This window comes from Gaoshiqia sp. US2 (assembly GCF_059705485.1).
Genome location: NZ_AP048550.1, coordinates 5,795,699 through 5,814,262, shown reverse-complemented (window position 1 = coordinate 5,814,262; position 18,564 = coordinate 5,795,699). Strand labels below are relative to the sequence as shown.

The 18,564-nt window shown below is 46.5% G+C and carries 21 protein-coding genes; 5 read left to right on the top strand and 16 right to left on the bottom strand.

Translation table 11 applies throughout. From position 1 onward, the window contains the following. The first annotated feature begins 40 nt into the window (after positions 1-40). The 3 genes from AC6H3C_RS23335 (at position 41) to AC6H3C_RS23325 (ending at position 1,034) form a co-directional block, all read left to right on the top strand. A complete protein-coding gene (locus AC6H3C_RS23335; RefSeq protein WP_497518038.1) occupies positions 41-331 on the top strand; it encodes a DUF7258 domain-containing protein in 291 nt (96 codons plus the stop codon). A gap of 2 nt (positions 332-333) precedes the next feature. Next, positions 334-570: a DUF7688 family protein gene (locus AC6H3C_RS23330; protein ID WP_497518036.1), complete on the top strand. Its 237-nt coding sequence runs from the start codon at positions 334-336 to the stop codon at positions 568-570. Positions 571-707: 137 nt separating this feature from the next. After that, positions 708-1,034, top strand: coding sequence for a hypothetical protein (locus AC6H3C_RS23325; RefSeq protein WP_497518034.1), 327 nt, complete (start codon positions 708-710; stop codon positions 1,032-1,034). A gap of 279 nt (positions 1,035-1,313) precedes the next feature. Here the strand turns inward: AC6H3C_RS23325 and traN are convergent, their stop codons facing one another. From traN to AC6H3C_RS23250, 15 genes are all read right to left on the bottom strand, one after another. Then, the gene (gene traN / locus AC6H3C_RS23320; protein WP_497518032.1) at positions 1,314-2,234 is read right to left on the bottom strand and encodes a conjugative transposon protein TraN; all 921 of its coding nucleotides are present in this window, start codon (positions 2,232-2,234) and stop codon (positions 1,314-1,316) included. 62 nt (positions 2,235-2,296) lie between these two features. Further along, entirely contained in the window at positions 2,297-3,643 is a 1,347-nt protein-coding gene (traM, locus tag AC6H3C_RS23315) for a conjugative transposon protein TraM (RefSeq protein ID WP_497518031.1), read from the bottom strand. Beyond that, positions 3,624-3,929, bottom strand: coding sequence for a TraL conjugative transposon family protein (locus AC6H3C_RS23310; protein WP_497518029.1), 306 nt, complete (start codon positions 3,927-3,929; stop codon positions 3,624-3,626). The genes traM and AC6H3C_RS23310 overlap by 20 nt, the downstream gene beginning before the upstream one ends. Positions 3,930-3,935: 6 nt before the next feature. Further along, positions 3,936-4,559: a conjugative transposon protein TraK gene (gene traK / locus AC6H3C_RS23305; protein WP_497518027.1), complete on the bottom strand. Its 624-nt coding sequence runs from the start codon at positions 4,557-4,559 to the stop codon at positions 3,936-3,938. Positions 4,560-4,583: 24 nt separating this feature from the next. Continuing rightward, positions 4,584-5,570: a conjugative transposon protein TraJ gene (traJ, locus tag AC6H3C_RS23300; RefSeq protein WP_497518025.1), complete on the bottom strand. Its 987-nt coding sequence runs from the start codon at positions 5,568-5,570 to the stop codon at positions 4,584-4,586. Positions 5,571-5,589: 19 nt separating this feature from the next. Further along, complete coding sequence (locus tag AC6H3C_RS23295) at positions 5,590-6,210, bottom strand: DUF4141 domain-containing protein (RefSeq protein WP_497518023.1); 621 nt, start codon at positions 6,208-6,210, stop codon at positions 5,590-5,592. Between the two features lie 205 nt (positions 6,211-6,415). Then, complete coding sequence (locus tag AC6H3C_RS23290) at positions 6,416-6,970, bottom strand: TraG family conjugative transposon ATPase (protein ID WP_497518021.1); 555 nt, start codon at positions 6,968-6,970, stop codon at positions 6,416-6,418. Next, on the bottom strand, positions 6,954-8,615 hold the full coding sequence (locus AC6H3C_RS23285) for a reverse transcriptase/maturase family protein (RefSeq protein ID WP_497518019.1): 1,662 nt from the start codon (positions 8,613-8,615) through the stop codon (positions 6,954-6,956). The genes AC6H3C_RS23290 and AC6H3C_RS23285 overlap by 17 nt, the downstream gene beginning before the upstream one ends. A gap of 694 nt (positions 8,616-9,309) precedes the next feature. Further along, a complete protein-coding gene (locus AC6H3C_RS23280; RefSeq protein ID WP_497518017.1) occupies positions 9,310-11,406 on the bottom strand; it encodes a TraG family conjugative transposon ATPase in 2,097 nt (698 codons plus the stop codon). Beyond that, on the bottom strand, positions 11,403-11,732 hold the full coding sequence (locus tag AC6H3C_RS23275) for a DUF4133 domain-containing protein (RefSeq protein WP_497518015.1): 330 nt from the start codon (positions 11,730-11,732) through the stop codon (positions 11,403-11,405). The genes AC6H3C_RS23280 and AC6H3C_RS23275 overlap by 4 nt, the downstream gene beginning before the upstream one ends. Positions 11,733-11,771: 39 nt before the next feature. After that, positions 11,772-12,074 (bottom strand): DUF4134 domain-containing protein, encoded by a 303-nt coding sequence (locus AC6H3C_RS23270; protein WP_497518014.1) that lies wholly within the window; start codon positions 12,072-12,074, stop codon positions 11,772-11,774. A gap of 147 nt (positions 12,075-12,221) precedes the next feature. Then, complete coding sequence (locus AC6H3C_RS23265; RefSeq protein WP_497518012.1) at positions 12,222-12,983, bottom strand: hypothetical protein; 762 nt, start codon at positions 12,981-12,983, stop codon at positions 12,222-12,224. Between the two features lie 34 nt (positions 12,984-13,017). Beyond that, complete coding sequence (locus tag AC6H3C_RS23260) at positions 13,018-13,332, bottom strand: DUF3408 domain-containing protein (protein WP_497518011.1); 315 nt, start codon at positions 13,330-13,332, stop codon at positions 13,018-13,020. Then, positions 13,329-13,760 carry a DUF3408 domain-containing protein gene (locus AC6H3C_RS23255; RefSeq protein WP_497518009.1) on the bottom strand — a complete coding sequence of 144 codons (432 nt, stop codon included), beginning with the start codon at positions 13,758-13,760 and terminating at the stop codon, positions 13,329-13,331. The genes AC6H3C_RS23260 and AC6H3C_RS23255 overlap by 4 nt, the downstream gene beginning before the upstream one ends. Next, on the bottom strand, positions 13,744-14,520 hold the full coding sequence (locus AC6H3C_RS23250; RefSeq protein WP_497518007.1) for a ParA family protein: 777 nt from the start codon (positions 14,518-14,520) through the stop codon (positions 13,744-13,746). Before AC6H3C_RS23250 ends, AC6H3C_RS23255 begins: the two co-directional genes overlap by 17 nt. 713 nt (positions 14,521-15,233) lie before the next feature. On the opposite strand from AC6H3C_RS23250, the gene mobA reads away from it, so the two are divergent. After that, positions 15,234-15,677 (top strand): conjugal transfer protein MobA, encoded by a 444-nt coding sequence (gene mobA, locus AC6H3C_RS23245; protein WP_497518005.1) that lies wholly within the window; start codon positions 15,234-15,236, stop codon positions 15,675-15,677. Then, positions 15,674-16,936 (top strand): conjugal transfer protein MobB, encoded by a 1,263-nt coding sequence (gene mobB / locus AC6H3C_RS23240; RefSeq protein ID WP_497518003.1) that lies wholly within the window; start codon positions 15,674-15,676, stop codon positions 16,934-16,936. Before mobA ends, mobB begins: the two co-directional genes overlap by 4 nt. Before the next feature lie 125 nt (positions 16,937-17,061). Here mobB and AC6H3C_RS23235 read toward each other — a convergent pair whose 3' ends face one another. Beyond that, positions 17,062-18,357 (bottom strand): ATP-binding protein, encoded by a 1,296-nt coding sequence (locus tag AC6H3C_RS23235; RefSeq protein ID WP_497518002.1) that lies wholly within the window; start codon positions 18,355-18,357, stop codon positions 17,062-17,064. Positions 18,358-18,564 lie beyond the last annotated feature (207 nt).

Genomic DNA, 18,564 nt, shown 5'->3' with positions numbered 1-18,564 from the left:
GGGGGATAAATCCCCCACAACACAATAAGGAAATACAAACATGAAACCGGAAGAAGTAAACAATAGCATGATAGGGAAACGTTGCAAGTGCATTTTTACGGGTATGATGGTTACCGGTGTGATTGAAGAAATTACAAAAGACCAACACGCTGTACAAATAAAAGTACGCTTCGACGAACCACACCGGTGGGGCGATGAAGTATATGAATGCAACTGGTCATTCGCCCGCCTTTCCGACGGGTTTGGCTCACTCCACTATCTGGAAATTACAGACGACAAATACCGGGACAGTTGGGATATTTCTGAAAAAGAACGCCAAAACAACAAATAATCATGAAACAGGAAATCAGGCAAAACGCAGTAGCAATTTTAACCAGTGAGGATAATTGCTCTGTCCCTGTCATTTTTAATAACCTGACAGGCAAAAATCACGAAACCGACGAAGAATATCAAATCTATATCGCACACATAGCTATTCCTTTAATGGGATTTAGTTATGGAGAGATTGAACGGGTTGAAAACGGGGAAGTAATGGAAACGGGGCAAATCAGCAAGAACAGACCCCAATAAGGACGGGCGAACCGCCCGTTACTTTTTCCATGAGCCGGTTAATTGTAGCGGGAGAAAAAGTAACAAAAAGCCATTTATAAGCTATTTGCTTTCTTGCTTTCAGGCAAATAGGTATCTTTGCATTGTAATTCAATGATATGGCTGTAAATGCAAAAATAGAAAAATGGGTTATTGCCCAAAAGAAACATAAGCTGCCCGATAAACACGTTCAGATGGCCCGTGAGTTAGGATTGAATCCTGATAAGTTGGGCAAGATAGACAACCATAAGCAGGAAACATGGAAAGCCCCACTGCCACAATTTATTGAAGAAATATACTTCAAACGTTTTAAGCGGGAGAGACCCGTTACCATCCGTTCCCTAAAAGAAATTATGGCCGATGATAAAGTCAAAAAGAAGAAGAAGAAAAAGGAAAAGGCTGAAAAACGGGTAATGAAGGAAGAACAAGATAAAACCCTTCAATAGAATTAGGCTGACCATACATATGTTTTTTATACTCATTCAGCCTGTTTGGGTATTGATCTCTTTTTTAAAACGGACAGGATCGGCAACAAAAGGATAACTGCTTACAGCGCTTCCGGTTGTAACGGTAATCGTTCCCAAAGCGAAATTATTAAATAAAGGAAAGCGTCCAATTTATGAACGCTTTCCTAATTTTGAATTTCTGTCTCGTTCCGTCGGCACCAATATAACCCGGTCAGTTATGTAACTTTCAATTTCCAACGTAAAAAATTACTGTCTGCCTCATTTCACTTTTAATTCGTTAATCACTTTGGCGCGGACCAGATCAGCATTCTCCACAAAAAACGACTGGTGCCGACCGCCCTGTTTTTCGTGCAGTTCAACCAGCAGGTGTTTATCATCGGGGATGGTAAATTTAGGCAGGGCAAAAACAGTCCGTTCGGTAGTTTTGCCCCCGATTTCCTGAACGTTGTTGTAAGCCCGGAGCGGATAGACCACCTGTTCCTGGATGGCGGTGCGTTTGGCCACTTTTCTATCCACAATTTTGAACGTAATAAAATCCACATTAAAAGGGACATTGGACGAGTTTTTCAACTGGAGGTGGAAATACAGTAACCCGTTGTGGGTATAAATCCCTTTCAACGTGTGCTGGATGCCGAAACGTTTGGAACCAATATGCTTGATTTCCCGTTTATCGTTTTTGTAAACCGATTTCATAATCAGCCTGACCAGCAGCGGCGATTCCTGCCCCAGTTCTTCCAGGTAAACATCCAGCGAGTTATTGGGCCGGTTAACCGCTTCCCCGTCGTGGATAAAATCGGCCATTTCAACAGACAGCTTGACCGGCTCATCGGCGTATTTTACGTTGAAAGAATAATACGCCCCGTCTTCGGTAATGACCGAAAGGTTGCTTTCCCGTGAAAAGTCCCGGACAGCCGCTTTCACCCGCAGCACATTCTCCGCACCGTCGGCTTTGGCCGCCAGCAGGTCGGATGAGCCTAAATCCACATAGCGGATGGCCGACGGGAAAATAATATGAACAGTTTTGTTAAAGGTTACTTCCAGCGCGTAGGGCGGAATCATCCTATCGAAAGTCAGCGGACGTGTAAGCCCGTTAAAATAATCCCCTGTCGTGGGTTTTTCCTGTGCGTTGGCCGCAAATAGTATTGCTGCGAACGCCAACATCAAAATAATTTTCTTCATATTTCTGATTGTTTAAAATGAAACTTGTTTGTTTTGGATATTTTAGTGGCAATAAGCCTTGTTTACTGCATGGAAGGGAGCAGCAATACCCGGTGCCCGGCTTTGAGCGTAACCCTGACCGTCCGCATCTTTTTGCCCGCATATTGTGAAGCCCCCTGGACAATGCCCCGTCCCAGATCCGCCAGCAGTTGCGAACCGGCATTGTCGGAGATGGTAATACTGCTCCCCATTGAGGTGCCCATATTGGCAGCCACTTCCTTTACGGCATTGAGTTCTTCCGAACCCGGTACGGAAATGCCCGGATTGCCATCCAGGTCGAAAACCTCCATTTTAACCGGGATGATATTCCCGGCATACTGGATATGGGTTATCTCAATGTTCATCCGTTCGCCCGAAATCCGGGCGGAACCGGATACAAGCGTATTTTCGGGAATCTGCATTTTCCCTGCACGTACAGGCTCCAGCAGGCGTAACCGGACTTCCTGCCCGTTAGTAACCGTGACGGTTTTGCTGATACAGGCATTGATGCTGTTCTTTTCCGTTGCCTGCTCACTGCCGGCAACCGTATGGAACCCCAGGTTCCGGGGTTGGGCATACTCTTTCATAAATACCGAATCGGGAACGGGAGCAGTTAATAATGAAATCACGTTACCGGAAACCTGCGAGACCGGGCTGGAAACGGTTTTCTTTTCCGGTTTTGCTGTTTTTAAGACGGGAGCAGTTACCGTTTCTGCAGTTTTCTTATCAGCAGGCATATATTTAGCGGCAATCTCGTAGGATTTTTCTACCAGGGCGAGTTGCTGCTCCGCATCGTTCTTTTCCTGAAGTTGCCGTTCCAGTTCCCGGACACGCTCTTCCAAAACGGACTGTTCCTGACCCTTTGCTTCGGGGGCAGGCTCTTTGTAAAAGCTGCCCAGTTGCAGGTTGATATCCTGGTACTGACCGGCAGACGAGCGGAACGCACTGGTCCGGCTGCTTCCCGGCGAACTGTTTTTAAGGCTTGAAGGTTTGACACTGCTTCCCGAAGATTCAGGGGCCTTCAGAAGTCCCGCATTTCCGGGTGACGTCTTTTCTTCCGGTGTTCCATCGCCCAGCATAAAGGCAAAATCCTGCAAAGAGCGCATCTTTTCCTGCTCTTTGGCCCTGATGGCTTCCTGCCGGTAAGCGTCCCGCTTGTCGGCTATAATACCGCCTTTCTTTGGCGTGGGAAGATTGGTATTAAAGACATCCCCGGTTTCTTCTTTTTTATCGGCAGGTGGCGCGAAGATGAGCCACATACTGATGGCAAACAGCAGGAAGGAAAGCGGGAAAATCACCATTTTCTTCCGTTTTTGTAACTGTTGGGGCGAGAGTGGCTTTTTTTCTTCCTCCGCCGGTTTTGTCCCGTTATTATTTTCTTTTTCTCTCATAATAAAATTCATTTGTTGTTTTTAAACTGTCCGGTTTGTTCCGTTTGTCCTTTAATAATTCCAGTTGCAGGCCTTCGATATGTCTGAAGTTCAGCTTCGCCCTATCATCTTTTCCGAAATTGAACAGGGATGAAAAAGTGACGTAAAGCGAAAGCCCTGTAAAAAGGGAAAGAAGGCTAAGTACGACGACAATCCTTTTACCGGGAGGAATCCTCCCGCACCACTGCCGGAGACGATTTTCCGTCCGTTCTCCGATGGCAGTGAATCTCTTTTGTTTTTTTGCCATAATACTTTACCGGTCCAACACCCGGATGTCTTTGTTTTCAAGGATTTCGAATTTCTCGATGGTAAACCCGTGCGGGTTGTTATCGCTGCGGACCGAGTTTATCAGGTTGCAGCGGGTCACCAGCGAGCGTTCGGTTACATTGCTCGACCGGATAATCCGCTGCCGGGCATAGGTAACCGCCGTGTACGGATAACCGGCAAAGTTGCATGCCACACTGTCCACCTGCAAGACCTGCTGGATATTTCCAGAAACAACCCGGTTGAAATACCCCTTCTCCTGCATGTCCTGGTAATAGTTGTAGGCGCTGCGGTCGGCAAGGAACAGGGCGCGGGTGATATTGGATTCAATGGCTCCCCGGTCAGGTGAAAGGGTAAAGAACAATTCATGAAAGCGGGCAACATGGTCGCGCGCCTCCACCGGCCGGTTCTGCTCCATATCCTGGGAGAGCGCCAGCATAAGGGATTTTCCCTGGTCAAGCACATAGATTTTCTGCCGTTGCGCTTCGGCATAACTGAAAGCGTTCCACACCGAATAAACGGTTATCCCGGTACAGAGACAGAGAAACACAAGGACAAAAAACCGGATTTGCCTAAATGAGGTCTCTATGTTTTTCAAACTCTTAAATTCCATAATTCTGTTTTTTAATTGTTATGATTACCGTCCTACAAGGCGACCGGCCACATTTCCGGCGGCGCCCCCTGCTACTCCTGCTGCGAAACTTCCGGCTTTTCCTGCGGTTTTATTGATCGTCTGGTTCGCACTTCCCATACCGCCTGACTGGATGATCCAGTTGGCCACGGTGGGAACCGTAAAGTACCCGATGATGCCGATGAGCATAAACACAATGTAAATCCCGTTAGAACCGTCAGGAATATAATTGGGGTCTTCCAGCAGCTTGATATCGGCTTCCAGCATCAGAACCTGAATACGTGCCAGTACCGCCGAAAAAAGGTCGGAGACCGGTAGCCACAGGTAAACACTGATGTAGCGGGCAAGCCACTGGGTAAGGGTTGCCTGGAACCCGTCATACACGGAAAAGGCAAATGCAACCGGCCCCAGAATGGACAGCACCACCAGAAAGAAAGTCCGTATCGTGTCTATTATCAATGCCGAGGCATTGAACAGCAGCTCCATTAAGTCCCTGACCACCTGCCGGAACCACATTTTGATGTCGTACCAAAACCTTTCGCTCCACATCCCGATGATTTCGGGGGTGTCCCATATGCCAAGGTCTTTTAGTTTCTGATCGTATGCTTTATCGTCCACCAGCCACGCTTTCCCTTCCCTGACACGGGCCTCGTATTCCAGTTGTTCCTTTTTTTGCTGGTAGGCCTGCATATCGAAAGTCTGGGTTTCCAGAATCGAATGAGTACCTTTAACAACCGGGCTCATTACCGCATTGATGGTCCCCAGTACAATAGTTGGGAAATAGAGGATGCACAGCCCGATGGCAAACGGGCGGAGCAGCGGGAATACATCGATTGGCTCCGCTCTTGCTAAGGCCTGCCAGACGCGGTATGCCACATAGAACAAAGCGCCCAGCCCGGCCAGCCCTTTTGCCACGCCAATCATGTCGCCGCAAAGGGGCATCATATCTTCGTAAAGGCTCCTTAGAACCTGGTGCAGGTTATCAAATTCCATAATAAACAACCTTTACCTGTTACCAGTATCTTTCCGACGGACTGCCATAAAGCGCCAGCACCCTGTCCGTATCGGCTTTTGCCTTGGCGCGGATAAACGAAACAGAAATGCTTTTCTGCGTAAAATACCTGGTCAGGTTGCGGTAGTCCAGCATCCGGTCATAAATCTGGTCGATCACATCCATGCGCTCCTTGTCCGACATGGAAAGCCCGTTGCCGCCTGTTACAATGTTTTTGAGGTCGGTTATCAATGCGCCCCCTTCTTCCATCAGTTTGGCATAACCTGCGGAGATAGCGGCCAGTTCGTCAACGGTAAAATTGGGGTCGGCCACCATCTTGTTGAACCCGGTGATGTACATGTCGCCGATTTCGCTGATCATCTCGATGGTCCTTTTCACCTTTCTCGCATCCTTAATCAGGTTGTTAACTGATTTCAGTGCGTCGTAGTATTGCTTCCCCTGCTCGTAGATCTTTACCGTTTCCTCCACGTTCCTGACCATATTGGACAAAGTCGAGGATGTTTTGACCACCTGCTGGATGTTCTGTACCAGGTTAGACGGGTCGATAACCGCCCACTGCGCTTTGGCCTGATAGCAAAAACCTGTCAGGACCACACATACAATTAAAAATATTCGTTTCATGTTGTTTCTTTTTGTTTGACACTTTGAATTGAAAGGGCCGGGATCAACTCCATGGGGATGCTAATCCCAGTCCTGTAATGTTTTCCCGCAAGGGAAAAGTTGAAGTACTTCATTATTCTTGTGACAGAGCAGGCCCGCAAAACCGTAAAGGCTTGCATCCCGGATATGATCTGATTGGTCACTTAAATAAATCGTATGTTTTTTTTTACTGTTTGCTTTCAGCAAGTTGCTTGATGGCCAGTTCAATGTCACCGCCCAGTTTTCCGGCAAGCTGCATGACTTCCATCTTCTCCGATTCTTCGGTGGTATAAGTCAGGTATTCCTGAGCTGAAACTTCTGTAGCATAGACTGCGCTCTGAACGCCGCCCAGTCCTATCCAGACCTCCTTGTACCTGCGGCCTGGCGCATTGCTCATATTAATGGAAAGAATCTGCGACTTTTCTTTTTCCGTCAGTCCGAGCAGGGACTGTATCTGGTCGAACTTGTTCATGTATTTGCGCTGGTCCAAAAGTATCTTGCAATCCGAATTATTGATGATACTCTCTTTTACCACTGGACTGGAGATAATATCGTCCACTTCCTGTGTGACCACGATGGCTTCGCCAAAATATTTACGGACGGTCTTATGTAGGCTAAGTACCCGGCGCCTATTTTCGCATTTCTGCGACAGGTTTCCCGGCACTCGCCCCCGAACCGGACTTACACCTCTCAGCGTATCCGGCTCTCCACCAATTCTACTCAGTCTATACTTTTCCCTCATGTCGCAACCTATGACAACTTCTACATAGCGCAATCGTTTTGCGCTTACGTGCTAACATCAACTTTTCCCAACTCTCTTTACCTTTCAGGTTTTTGAGTTTATTGGTATGGTGCATGATTAGCTTGTCCGTAACACCGCACAATTCACACTTTTCAGCTTTTAACCTGTCCGTAAGATTGGTTGTACTGATGTCATGGATAGAGTACGGTAGTAAATCGCAACTTTGGGCGAAAGCTGTTTTTCTGCGTTTGAAACTTTCTTTATAGAAATACCTTTCTTTAACCTTTCCTTTCGCTGTATACCTCACAGTAAATATTTTGTTCTTGCGGTATTTTTCATTGATTTTCCGCACCGAACTTTTGTACTTACCTGCGAAAGTTTTGTACATGCTATACTCCATAAAGTACCTGAAGTTATGTAACAGTACACAGTCGTTTGCTATTGAGTAGTAGTTGCAGAATCCCCTTAATTCCCGGTTATACCGGTCGAGGATTTCGAGGTCGTCATTATAAATAAGGTATGGTCTGCATTTAGGTTTCCAGACTTCTTTTCCGGCTCGCGCTTTCATCTCCATTGCGCCGTATTCCAGAAGTTTGTTCCTTACCGTTCCCATGCCTATTTTAAGATGAACACGTTTGCCGTAGGTTCTTCTTAAACGTCCTCGTACATCCCGTCGCTGGTGGTCGGACTTCGTTACCATAATCTCAAATCCGAGGAATTTTGCAGATTTTTCCGTATGGGTAATGAGTGTTTTTTCTTCGGACAGTTCGAGGCATAGCTTATCGGCAAGAAAATTTCTTATATCTTCTTTGATTCGCTTGGCATCCTCTTTACTGCCTATCACTCCCAAAATAAAATCATCTGCGTATCTCACGTATTTAAGTCTTTTGTAATTTTCATCCATTTCCTCACAACTCGGAAATGCAGCACGTTCTTTCTCAATAGCTTTCAGTCTTTCGACCAAGGCTTTCTTTTCAGCGTCGTCTTTTGCAGATTTCAGCTTTCTCACAGTACGTTTTCGCGCATTTTCAAAATCATTACGCTCTTTTCCCGGTTTTCTTTTCCCTCCTTTATCGAAGTTTTGGATATACTCTTTCACGTACTTGTCTAATTTATCAAGGTATATATTCGCCAGTATGGGACTGACAATACCCCCTTGCGGCGTTCCGCTGTAAGTCTTGTGAAATCTCCAATCTTCAATATATCCGGCATTCAGGAATTTCCTGATAAGGCGTAAGAAACGGTCATCCGATATGCGTTTCCGCAGGGTGTCAATTAATACATCGTGGTCGATGTTGTCGAAGAACCCTTTGATGTCGCCCTCAATAAACCATTTCGCCCCTGTGAACGTCTTTTGAACTTGTAAAAGTGAGGTATGACAACTGCGATGAGGACGAAAACCGTGCGAGGTGTATTCAAAATATCCCTCGTAAACGGCTTCCAAAATCATCCGTGTCACTTCCTGCACCAGCTTATCGTCCGCAGACGGTATTCCTAACGGGCGTGTTTTACCATTTTTCTTCGGTATATTTACCCGTCGTGCCGGTTGGGGCTGATAGCTTTCGTCTTTCAACGATGCTATCAAGTTTTCAATCCGAGACAAGCTCATGTCGTCAATACTCTTGCCGTCAGAACCTTTTGTCATACAGCCCTCATTTGATGCTATCTTCTGATAGGCTAAATGAAACATCTCTTCATTAAACAGAATCCGGTAAAGGCGTTCAAACCTGTAGCTTGAATCTTTACTGTGTTCGTTCAGACTGTTTAATACTTTCTCTGGACTTCTCATAATGTCTCTCACATAATCCGTTAATTGTATTAAAGAAAATTAGCTGCCTCCCTTTGCCATGTACAGGTCATTACCCTGCTCGGACTACTATGGAGGCTCCGTTGCCACTCCTGATTTTCATAGGTCTAAAACCTAATAGCCTTACGGCTTTCAGGGAATAGGCAATCCCCGTTTATTGCTTAGTAACTATTAGCATAATAGATTGTCGGATATGACTTCCGTCCTTTACCATTTACTATGGTTGTTCTGCGATAAGTTCTTGCTGGCTTCGTACATGTACACCAAAGCAGTATCACAGTATGACGATTTCAGTTACCTTACGTCATAGCCTCCGTTCAGACAACTCGGACTATCTTTCAAACAGTATGGTCTTTATCCTCATATCTATTGTTTCATCTCGCCATTCAGCGGCAGTCTGGTAACTGACTGGCTTATGACTTTTCCGCCATGCTACGCTCCCCGGTCGCTTAAGTTTTCACGATTCAGGTAGGCGGCTGATGATAAGTTTTTCAAAGAACACTTACTTAATCCCTTGCTAATGGGATATTTACTAAGCAACCTTTACGGGCGCACACATGTAGCGCAGGTATTCAGCCATATTAGCCGAAGCGATGGCTTTCCAGGCTTCTTCCACTATCAGTTGTTTCCGGACCCCTTTCAGACGGCGCATTTTGTTGATAAAAGCCTCCATGATAATGATAGTCACCACGGGAAAAAGTTCCCGGTTTTCCTTAATTGCATCAATCTCGAAAACAATAAAGCGTTTGGACAGCAGGTCAATATTCTTATCCGAGTTCAGCAGGAAATCAAAGCGCCCGCCCCGGTAATACTGCCTCAGTGTGGTCAGCATATTGTCGATATTAAAATCGTCCCTGCCTACCTTGATTTCCCTTTCTTCCAGTTCACGGCGGTAGTCATCGCGCATGTACTCGTAGAACGTATTGAAGCAGGGTGTAATATTCCGGTTTTGCTGTATCCGACGGATATAAGCCGATACCGCGCTTCCCAGCTCGCCGCTTTCGGTTTTGGACACTTTGTCGTCTTCACTTTTCCAAAGCGTAAGCAGCAGTGTTTTGATGCTGTCTTTCTTTTCCACATCAAACACAGAATCGTCGGTGTAGAAGGGATTGAATGAAATCGGGTTTTCTTCGGTATAGGTGAAATAAACCCCGTCTTTCCCCTGGGTTCTCCGGTGAATCATTTCGCACAATCCCTGGTAGCTGTTCCCGGTATCCACAAGGACAACATGGGTACCCTGTTCGTAGTATTGCCTGACCATGTGGTTCATAAAGAACGATTTGCCGCTTCCGCTGGGCCCAAGCACGAATTTATTCCGGTTGGTGATAATCCCTTTTTTCATGGGCAGATCGGAAATATCCAGGTGGATTGGCTTACCGCTCACCCGGTCGCACATCCTGATGCCGAAAGGCGACGGGGATGACCGGTAATTGGTTTCTTCGGTAAAGAAGCAAAGCGCCTGTTCGATGAAGGTGTAAAAGCTTTCTTCTACCGGAAAGTCGCCCGCATTGCCCGGTATGGCCGCCCAGTAAAGGGTAGCCGCATCCACGGTATTGTGGCGGGGCTTGCACTCCATCAGCGCCAGCTGTGAACCTACCTCGTTACGGATATGCTTTAGTTCCTGTTCATCCCCGCTCCAAGCCATTACGTTAAAGTGCGCCCGTATGGAAGTCAGCCCCAGCGAATGGGCCTGGTTCAGGTAAAGGTCAATCCATTCCCTGTTAATGGCATTGCCCCGGCTGTAACGCGACAACGACTGCATGTTCCTGGCGCTTTTTTCAAACTTCCGCAGGTTTTCCGCGCTGTCGTCCAGAAATAAATACTGGTTATACACATGGTCACAGGACAGGAGCAAACCTACCGGGGAGGCAAATGACAAAAGGCAGTCGCTCCGGTCGGTGGACAGTTTTTCGTAACGCATGTCCGTGCCTACCTTTCCGGGTAAATCTTCCACATCGGATAAGGTATGCAGGCAAACGTGTTTATCGCCTATGCGGAGGCCGTCCACTCCCAGCTCCATATCTTCCAGGCAGGTGGTATCATCGAGTGAAAGCGAAAAATACTTTTCGATCAGCCCGGCATTTTCCGGCGTCCCGACAATTTCATCGGTTGTAATCCGTGTAAGGCGTATAAAACCACTGTCGTTGATGATCCGCTCAAACTGTCCGACTGCTTCCAGGAACCTGACCGTATGGTCTTTATTGATTTCTTTGGGGATGATATTGCCCCGGCAGAGCGATGAAAAATTGCTTTGCATCCGCATCCGCTCCCTGGTCGTTTTGGTCAGGTAAAGGAAACAATCATGGTTCAGGTAAGGCCGCTCGTTAAAATGGCGTTCGTAACTTCGGGACAGGAAACTCATTTCCCCGTCATCCGTTTTTGGGTGGTAAGTTTCCCGGACAAACCAATCCTGTTTTTGTACTACACTGTAATCGGGCAACACCTTAACCGCTTTTGCCCAGGCCGAATGGATGGCTTCGTATTCGGGCGAGGTCACGGTAAACAGTTCCGGCAGGCTTACACGGAAAGCGACCGTTACATCGGCGTCTTTACTGACGATACAGTCTTGTTCAACGCTCAGCAGCGGGAACTTGCTTTCGATGGTCGTTGCTTTCATGATATTCCTCATGCTGCAACCTCCCTTCTTGCTTTTTGGAAAAGGCTACGGAGAACCTTCCGGTTAATCAGGTAACGGGGATGCTGTTTTTTGGCCATGAGTTTCATCAGTCCAAATTCCCCGTAACGGGCATTCAGGCTGAAGGTCAGCCATACCAGTACCGACGCGGCAATCACCCCGAAACCGATGCAAACCCATTGGCTGACACCTGCCATGTAGAGAATGACAAACACTACGAAAACAGCGAGCAGCCCGGCAGCGAAAATAAACAGGTACTGGGATTTCAAACCTTTAAATTCCACGCTTTTGCCAATTCCTTTGTTGATATTATACTCCATTTTATTCTATTTTGATGAATAATAAAGGGGTCTGTGACCTTAAAGGAAGAAGGAGCGCAGGATGGTGGCGGCTACAATCAGGAAGATACATGCGCCGAACCAACTGGCCGCGGTTTTACTGGTATCCGGATCTCCTGAGCTGAACTTGTTGTAAACTTTGATCCCGCCGATAAGCCCTACCACCGCGCCAATGGCGTAAATCAGCTTGGTTCCGGGGTCAAAATACGAGGTGACCATATTGGTGGCTTCCGTTATTCCGGCAGTGCCATCGCCTTGTGCAAATGCGGTTGAAACGGCAGCCACGATAAAGGCTGCCTGCATCAGGATTTTCTTTTTTGTCATACTGATTTCTTTGTTTATGGAACGGGTCTAATTACACTCCGCCCCGGGTGAATAAAATGTTTGTCTTTTTCGGATATTTTAGTGGTCGTGTGAAATGAAACCGGCCTATCCGTAATCGCGCTTTTTCATCTTTTTGTACTTAATGTGTTAAACATACTTTCGGACGTCAAACCCTTTGGGAACAGGGGCCGCGGGAGTCTTATTTTCTCCCGGCTGTTCAGCTTTCCGCTGATGAAAAGCTTTCAGGTACGAATCGATCAATCCGCCGACCCTGTCTTCCCTTTCGGGCTTACCTGAAACCATCGCCTCAAACATATCGGTATGCTTCAGGTTGAGAAGAACACCTCCTGTTTCTTCTTTTTTCTCCTCTGTTAGAATTGGATTGTGTACCACGGTGCGGTAGGCTTCGCCCATTTGTTCAAAACTGATTCCCTCGGCCAACAAGCGGCCTGAAACCTGCATGGCTTCGTATTCTTCCTCCTCGTTCTGGTTCTCTTCATCTTCCTTGTCCGGTTTTTCCGGCATCGGGCAGTCAATGTCGAGCGGCGGGTTGGCCTGGCCGGGAGGAACATCGCCAAAAACTTCGTCCAGCTCATCCGCCGGAATGATCCGGGAATGTTCTTTGGGTACATCTGACGGGACAAATATATTTTCTTTCCCGTTATCTTTTACATTGTCAGGTTCTTTGGCAGTTTGTGGCGCCGGAATGCGTTCTTTGAGGACAAAATGGCTCTTGCCGATAATATCGCCTTTGCGCTTTTTTTCGCCCTGTTCGTTAAGCATTGCTTCGCTGTTTTCCTTCCGCAAACGCCGGTTTTCGGAGATGAAAAAGAACATGGTCCAAAGCGCGTAGAGCACTGTAAAAGCAACCAGCAACACCAGTACGGTATAAGATGTAATAGTTATCATCTGCTGATGGAGTTTAAATCGTTTTCCCGCTGTATTAAAAAATATCAGTATTCTTTTTCCGGTACAACTGGGTAATATCATCCTGGAACATGGTAAAATGGTGTTCCAGTACATTGTCCAGGTAGCTGAACAGGGACAGGTCGTTTTCGCCGATCACCCGGACGATTTTCAGGATGCGGTCATGGAATTCCTTACGGATATAGACCACTTTGCCGTTGCGCGTTTTAACTTCCGACTCTTTGAAAAAGAGGGCTTCGTAATCCACCTCTTTAAGGGGAATACACTTCACATCTTGTTGGTCCAGGGGTTGCCTGGCAGCAACCTTTTTCTTTCTGAATAGTTTTCTCATTTTTCCAGGTTTTTAATAATGTTTATTCCTTTATGTTTTTCGTTATAAAGACGGGTAATCTCATTACCGTACGTCTCAAAATGATGGGCCAGCACATTGTCGATGTATCCCGACAATGACACTTCATTGTTCCCGATTACCCGGCATACAGCCTGGATCGTATCATGAAAATCGCGTCGGATATACACCATCTTACCTGTTCTTGCGGTAACCGGGGATTCTTTGACAAAAAGCGTTTCATAATCCTGCTCTTTTCCACGTTTGCGCCGGATTTCTTCTTTGGATATTTCCGCTTTTTGGGCAGGCGTTTCTCCGGCCTCTTCGTTGTTTTCCCGCATCAGCGAATCATGGTCTATTGGCTCATCCTGAAGGAAAGAAGCGATAATCGCTTTTTCGTTGATATCTTCTTTTTTAAAGGTTTTGTCCATGGCATTGATTATTAATGATTTCCAAAATTTCATTCATAAGGGAGTCAAGGTGACTTCCTTTCAGCAATGCTTTATCGGCCGGGAACATGGTCGAGCGGAACAGGGCTTTATGTGAAGCGGGAAGCTCGCGGCGAAAACGCTTGCTGTCGGGCAGGAAGGTTTTCAGCAGCGGAAGGTGAAGTTCTGCTATGACCTGTTCATATACTTCGTACAAATCCGTTTTCTCCCGGCCATCCACCAGGTTCCAGATTAAGTATAGCCCTTTAACCCTGGATTTCCCGGTGGTGATGATGTTATCGTTCAGGCGGGAGGCAAAACGTAAGGTGCTTTCAAGTACTGCCCTGTCGGCACTGATGGGTGAAAAAATATAATCCATCAGCGACAGGGTATAAATTACCCCTTCCTTATTGACCGTTCCCGGCAGGTCAAAAAATATGATGTCGTATTTGCCTTTGGACATTAGCGCTTCTGCAGCTTCCGGCGCTTTTTCGGGAAGGCTTTTGATCACCGGGTACATTTTCTTGTCCAAACGGGTAAACTGCTGGTATGCCAGCGACTTGTAATAATCGTCCTCTGTGGCCATTTTTAAATCGCGCTCCCGCATTTCTGCAATGCTGTACTGCGGGTAATCACAATCTACTACTGCCACATCGTAACCTTTCACGTAGTGCAGGTAGGAAGCTGCCAGTACGGTCAGGGTTGTTTTTCCTGCTCCTCCTTTTTGGGTGGAGAAAGCAATACACAAATTTTTCTTTTCCATTTTTAATCATTTAATAAGTTATACATACAGTTGTTTATACTTCTGATTTGCAGACTGGTTGGGTGGATAGCCAGCCAAGACATCTGTGTAATCACATGGCTATTAGGGTAAAAGAATGATTGGCCGTCTTAAGATTTGAATGCTTGAATGTCTCGCTGTCTGGCCAGTCGTATATCCAATTATTTATCAATCATCCAACTATACAGTGTTATATCCGGCCTTTTGAGAAGTTATTCACTCATCCCACTGTTCATAAGATTTTTCAGCCATTTTATCCTGCTATCAGTCATTTGCATAATCGGTCATATTTTTAATCTCATGCAAATAAAACCCAATAAAACCCCGCTTCAACAGGCGCTGAGGAAAGTGGCAGCTTCTGGCTCCAAAGTGGCAATCTTTGGCACAATCATGTAATATTCAAGCAATTGAAAAGACCGGTAATTTTGCCTCCGGTTCGATACCGGTAACCGGTCAGGCTGCTGTCAGTCCTGTTTGCAGCCCGTCAATTTATCTGTCCTAATGGCGGACAGATTTATTTGCAACGTGGCAAATAGCAAGCTGTGTTTTGGGTTACTCATTTCATTTCGCGTAACCCAAAACCGCTTGCCCGCAAGGGGAGAAAAGCAGGCTCCAAAGTCGCTGCTTTTTGATAAGGACAGCTACAATGGCTGTGTTATGGTACCGGACTTTTGAAACACTAAAATATCCGGCAGATGAAACAGGAAAATACAAATAGCCGAAGGCGAAAAGGGGGACGCCCTGCCAAAAGCGACCCCGTAACAGAATGCGTTATGGTACGCTTTAACGCCCGTGAATATGCCCGTTTTTTGACATTATTTGAACAATCCGGGGTAAAAGCAAAAGCCGTTTTTGTTAAGGCCCGGGTATTCGGCCAGCCTTTCCGCGTGGTTAAAACCGACCGGGCGGCGCTCGAATACGTGGCTAAACTGACCACCTTTTATGCCCAGTTTCGTGGAGTGGGTACTAATTACAACCAGGTGGTAAAAGAACTGCACAGTAATTTTTCGCATAAAAAAGCGCTGGCATTGCTCTTTAAACTGGAAGAACTGACCAAAGAACTGGCCGCAACCGGGCAACAAATCATCGCCTTAACAAAAGGGTTTGAGGAAAAATACCTGAAAGATAAGCTGACATGATTGCCAGAATAACCACCGGAAAAGACATCTACGGCGCACTTGCCTACAACCAGGAGAAGGTAAGCGAAGGATTGGGAACCGTGCTTGCATCGAATATTATCCCGGAACCGGAAGATGGCCGTTTTAGCGTCATAGCGTGCACCGAAGCCTTTAACCGCTGGTTGCCCTCGCATTACCGGACGGAAAAGCCCGTCATCCATATTTCGCTTAACCCGCACCCGGATGACAGGCTGACGGATGACGGGCTGGCGGACATCGGGCGTGAGTATATGCAGATGATGGGTTACGGCGCACAGCCATATCTTATCTTCAAACACTCGGACATCGGGCGCGAACATATCCATATTGTTTCATTACAGGTGGACAGCGAAGGCAAAAAAATCAACGACAGCAAACGCAATTTACGGAGTGTCGCCATAACCGAAAAGCTGGAGCGCAAATATGGTTTGCATCCTGCCAAAGGACAGAAACAGTCTGAACAAGGACAGTTTAAGCCTGTCGATGCAGAGAAAGGCGATTTGAAAAAGCAGATCGGTTCGGTCATCAAACAGGCAGCCGCTATGTACCGGTTCCAGACAATGGGTGAATATCGCGCCCTGCTATCCCTCTACAACATTGGGGTAGAAGAAGTACAGGGAACGCGCAGCGGGAAGCCTTACCGGGGATTGCTCTATTCGGCGCTGGACATTGAGGGCAACAAAGCCGGTACTCCAATCAAATCATCTGCATTCGGGAAAACCGTTGGCTTTGATGCCCTTGAAAAGCGGATGGAGCAATCCGCCATCCAGGTAAAAGAAAAGGTATACCGGGAACGCTTAAGTCCATTGGTTGCCGGGGCATTAAGCGAAGCCCGCAGTGAAACGGAGCTGCGCCAAAAGTTACGTGAAAAGGATATTGACCTTTATCTCCGGCGAAACAATACAGGGCGGATTACGGGGGTAACTTTTATCGACCATCAAACCCGTTGCGTGATGAACGGTTCCCGCCTGGGTAAAGAATTTTCGGCCAATGTGCTTAACGACCTGTTTAGAGAGTCCCCTACAGCGGAGGGGCACACAAAACAGGTGGGAGAAAAAGAACCGTTCACGCCTTTGGCTGAACCGTTCTCACCGGCCAACAATCAGGCCGGGCATATTGAATCCGCCATCAGCAGCCTGTTTTCAATTTTCTCGCCGGAACCGGAACCATATCAGGAAAATCAGCAACAGCTTCGCAAAAAACGAAAGAAAAAGAAACGCAGGTATGGGAGGCAGATGTAAATTGGATGTTTTTGAAGATGAAGAAAGACTCGTTACTGGTTTATATTTTTGAGGATATATGTACTTTAAGTGCATTTCTGCAATAAAAAATAAACCATATATCTCAAAACCATTTTTATAGCTGTTTACAAACTTCCTTCGCCAATAGCATACAACGGAACATTTGTCATCCATTGTTCTTCCTTATAATCTGTTAATGACGTCCGGATAGCTTTTGAAGGTTCGTATTTTTCGCAAAACAACCGGAAACTTCTTGCTTTCAGGTTTTCGCCTGATTTTACTTCAACCGGGATAACCTTTCCTTTTTCCTGAATGACAAAATCAACTTCTGAGGTGCTCCGTTCGTTTGTCCAGTAGCCTACATAACGTTCGCCGTTCAAGCGCAGTTGCTGCATCACATACTGTTCGGTGAGGGCGCCTTTAAACTCAGTAAAAATTTCATCGCCTTCAATAATTGTCCGTACATCCAGTCCTGCCATGGCGCCAAGCAAACCGACATCGTGCAGGAATAACTTGAACACGGAAATATCCTGGTATGCAGCCAGCGGGATTCCCGGTTTCGATACCCGGTGGCTTTTCAGCAGCAAGCCGCAATCCACCAGCCATTGGATGGCCAACTCAAAATCTTTGGCGCGGGCGCCCTCCCTTAAAACCCCATATACAAATTTTTTATTCTCCTTGGCCAGTTGCGAGGGGATACTTTGCCAGACCATCCGAATCCGGGGAACGGTCTCGTTGGGCGCATGCTTTGAAAAATCACCTTCATACGAGTTAAGTATCCTGTTCTGGATACGGCGTACCAGCTGCCAGTCACGGGTTTGGACAAAAGCGTCCACGACTTCAGGCATTCCCCCCACGTAAAAATAATAACGGAGGTATTCTTTCAGTTTTTCAGTAAAGATGGAAACAACGCTCCAGTTTCTCTGCTTCAAAGCATCAACCAGCGCCGATTCATTCAGTGAGAGCAGGAACTCGTAAAACGAGAAGGGGCGTAAATCGAGGAAATCAACCTTGCCAACCGGGAATGAAACCTGGCTGTGTAAACCCATTCCAAGCAGGGAACCAGCGGCAATTACATGGTATTGCGGGGCGTTTTCACAGAAATACTTCAAAGAAGTCACCCCGCGTTCTGCAGACTGTATCTCATCGAAAACAATCAGCGTATCTTCTGCTGTTATTGTTGTTCGGGCTTGTATTTGGAGTACCGTTATGATTCGCTCAATGTCAAAATCTTTGGAGAAAATATTCTGCAATGCCGGAGTTTCTTCGAAGTTCACGTAAACGAATTTCGAATAAGAAATGCGGCCAAACTCCTGTAAAAGCCACGTTTTCCCCACCTGGCGGGCGCCCCTGACAATAAGCGGCTTACGGAATTTATCTTCTTTCCAATTTTTTAAGCTGACAATCGATTCCCGGTACATCTATTCATCCATTTGATTTTGATGTAAATATACACTTTTATCAAGATAAAAGTGACTTTATAATACATTTTTATCGAGATAAATATGAAATACATTTTTCAATAATACTCCCGGTCACATGCTGCCATTGCTACGCCAAAAACAGCCAGCAGGGAAGAACCATACTTTCCGACCTTAAAGCCTTTCTACTTTCGCTTTCCGAACATC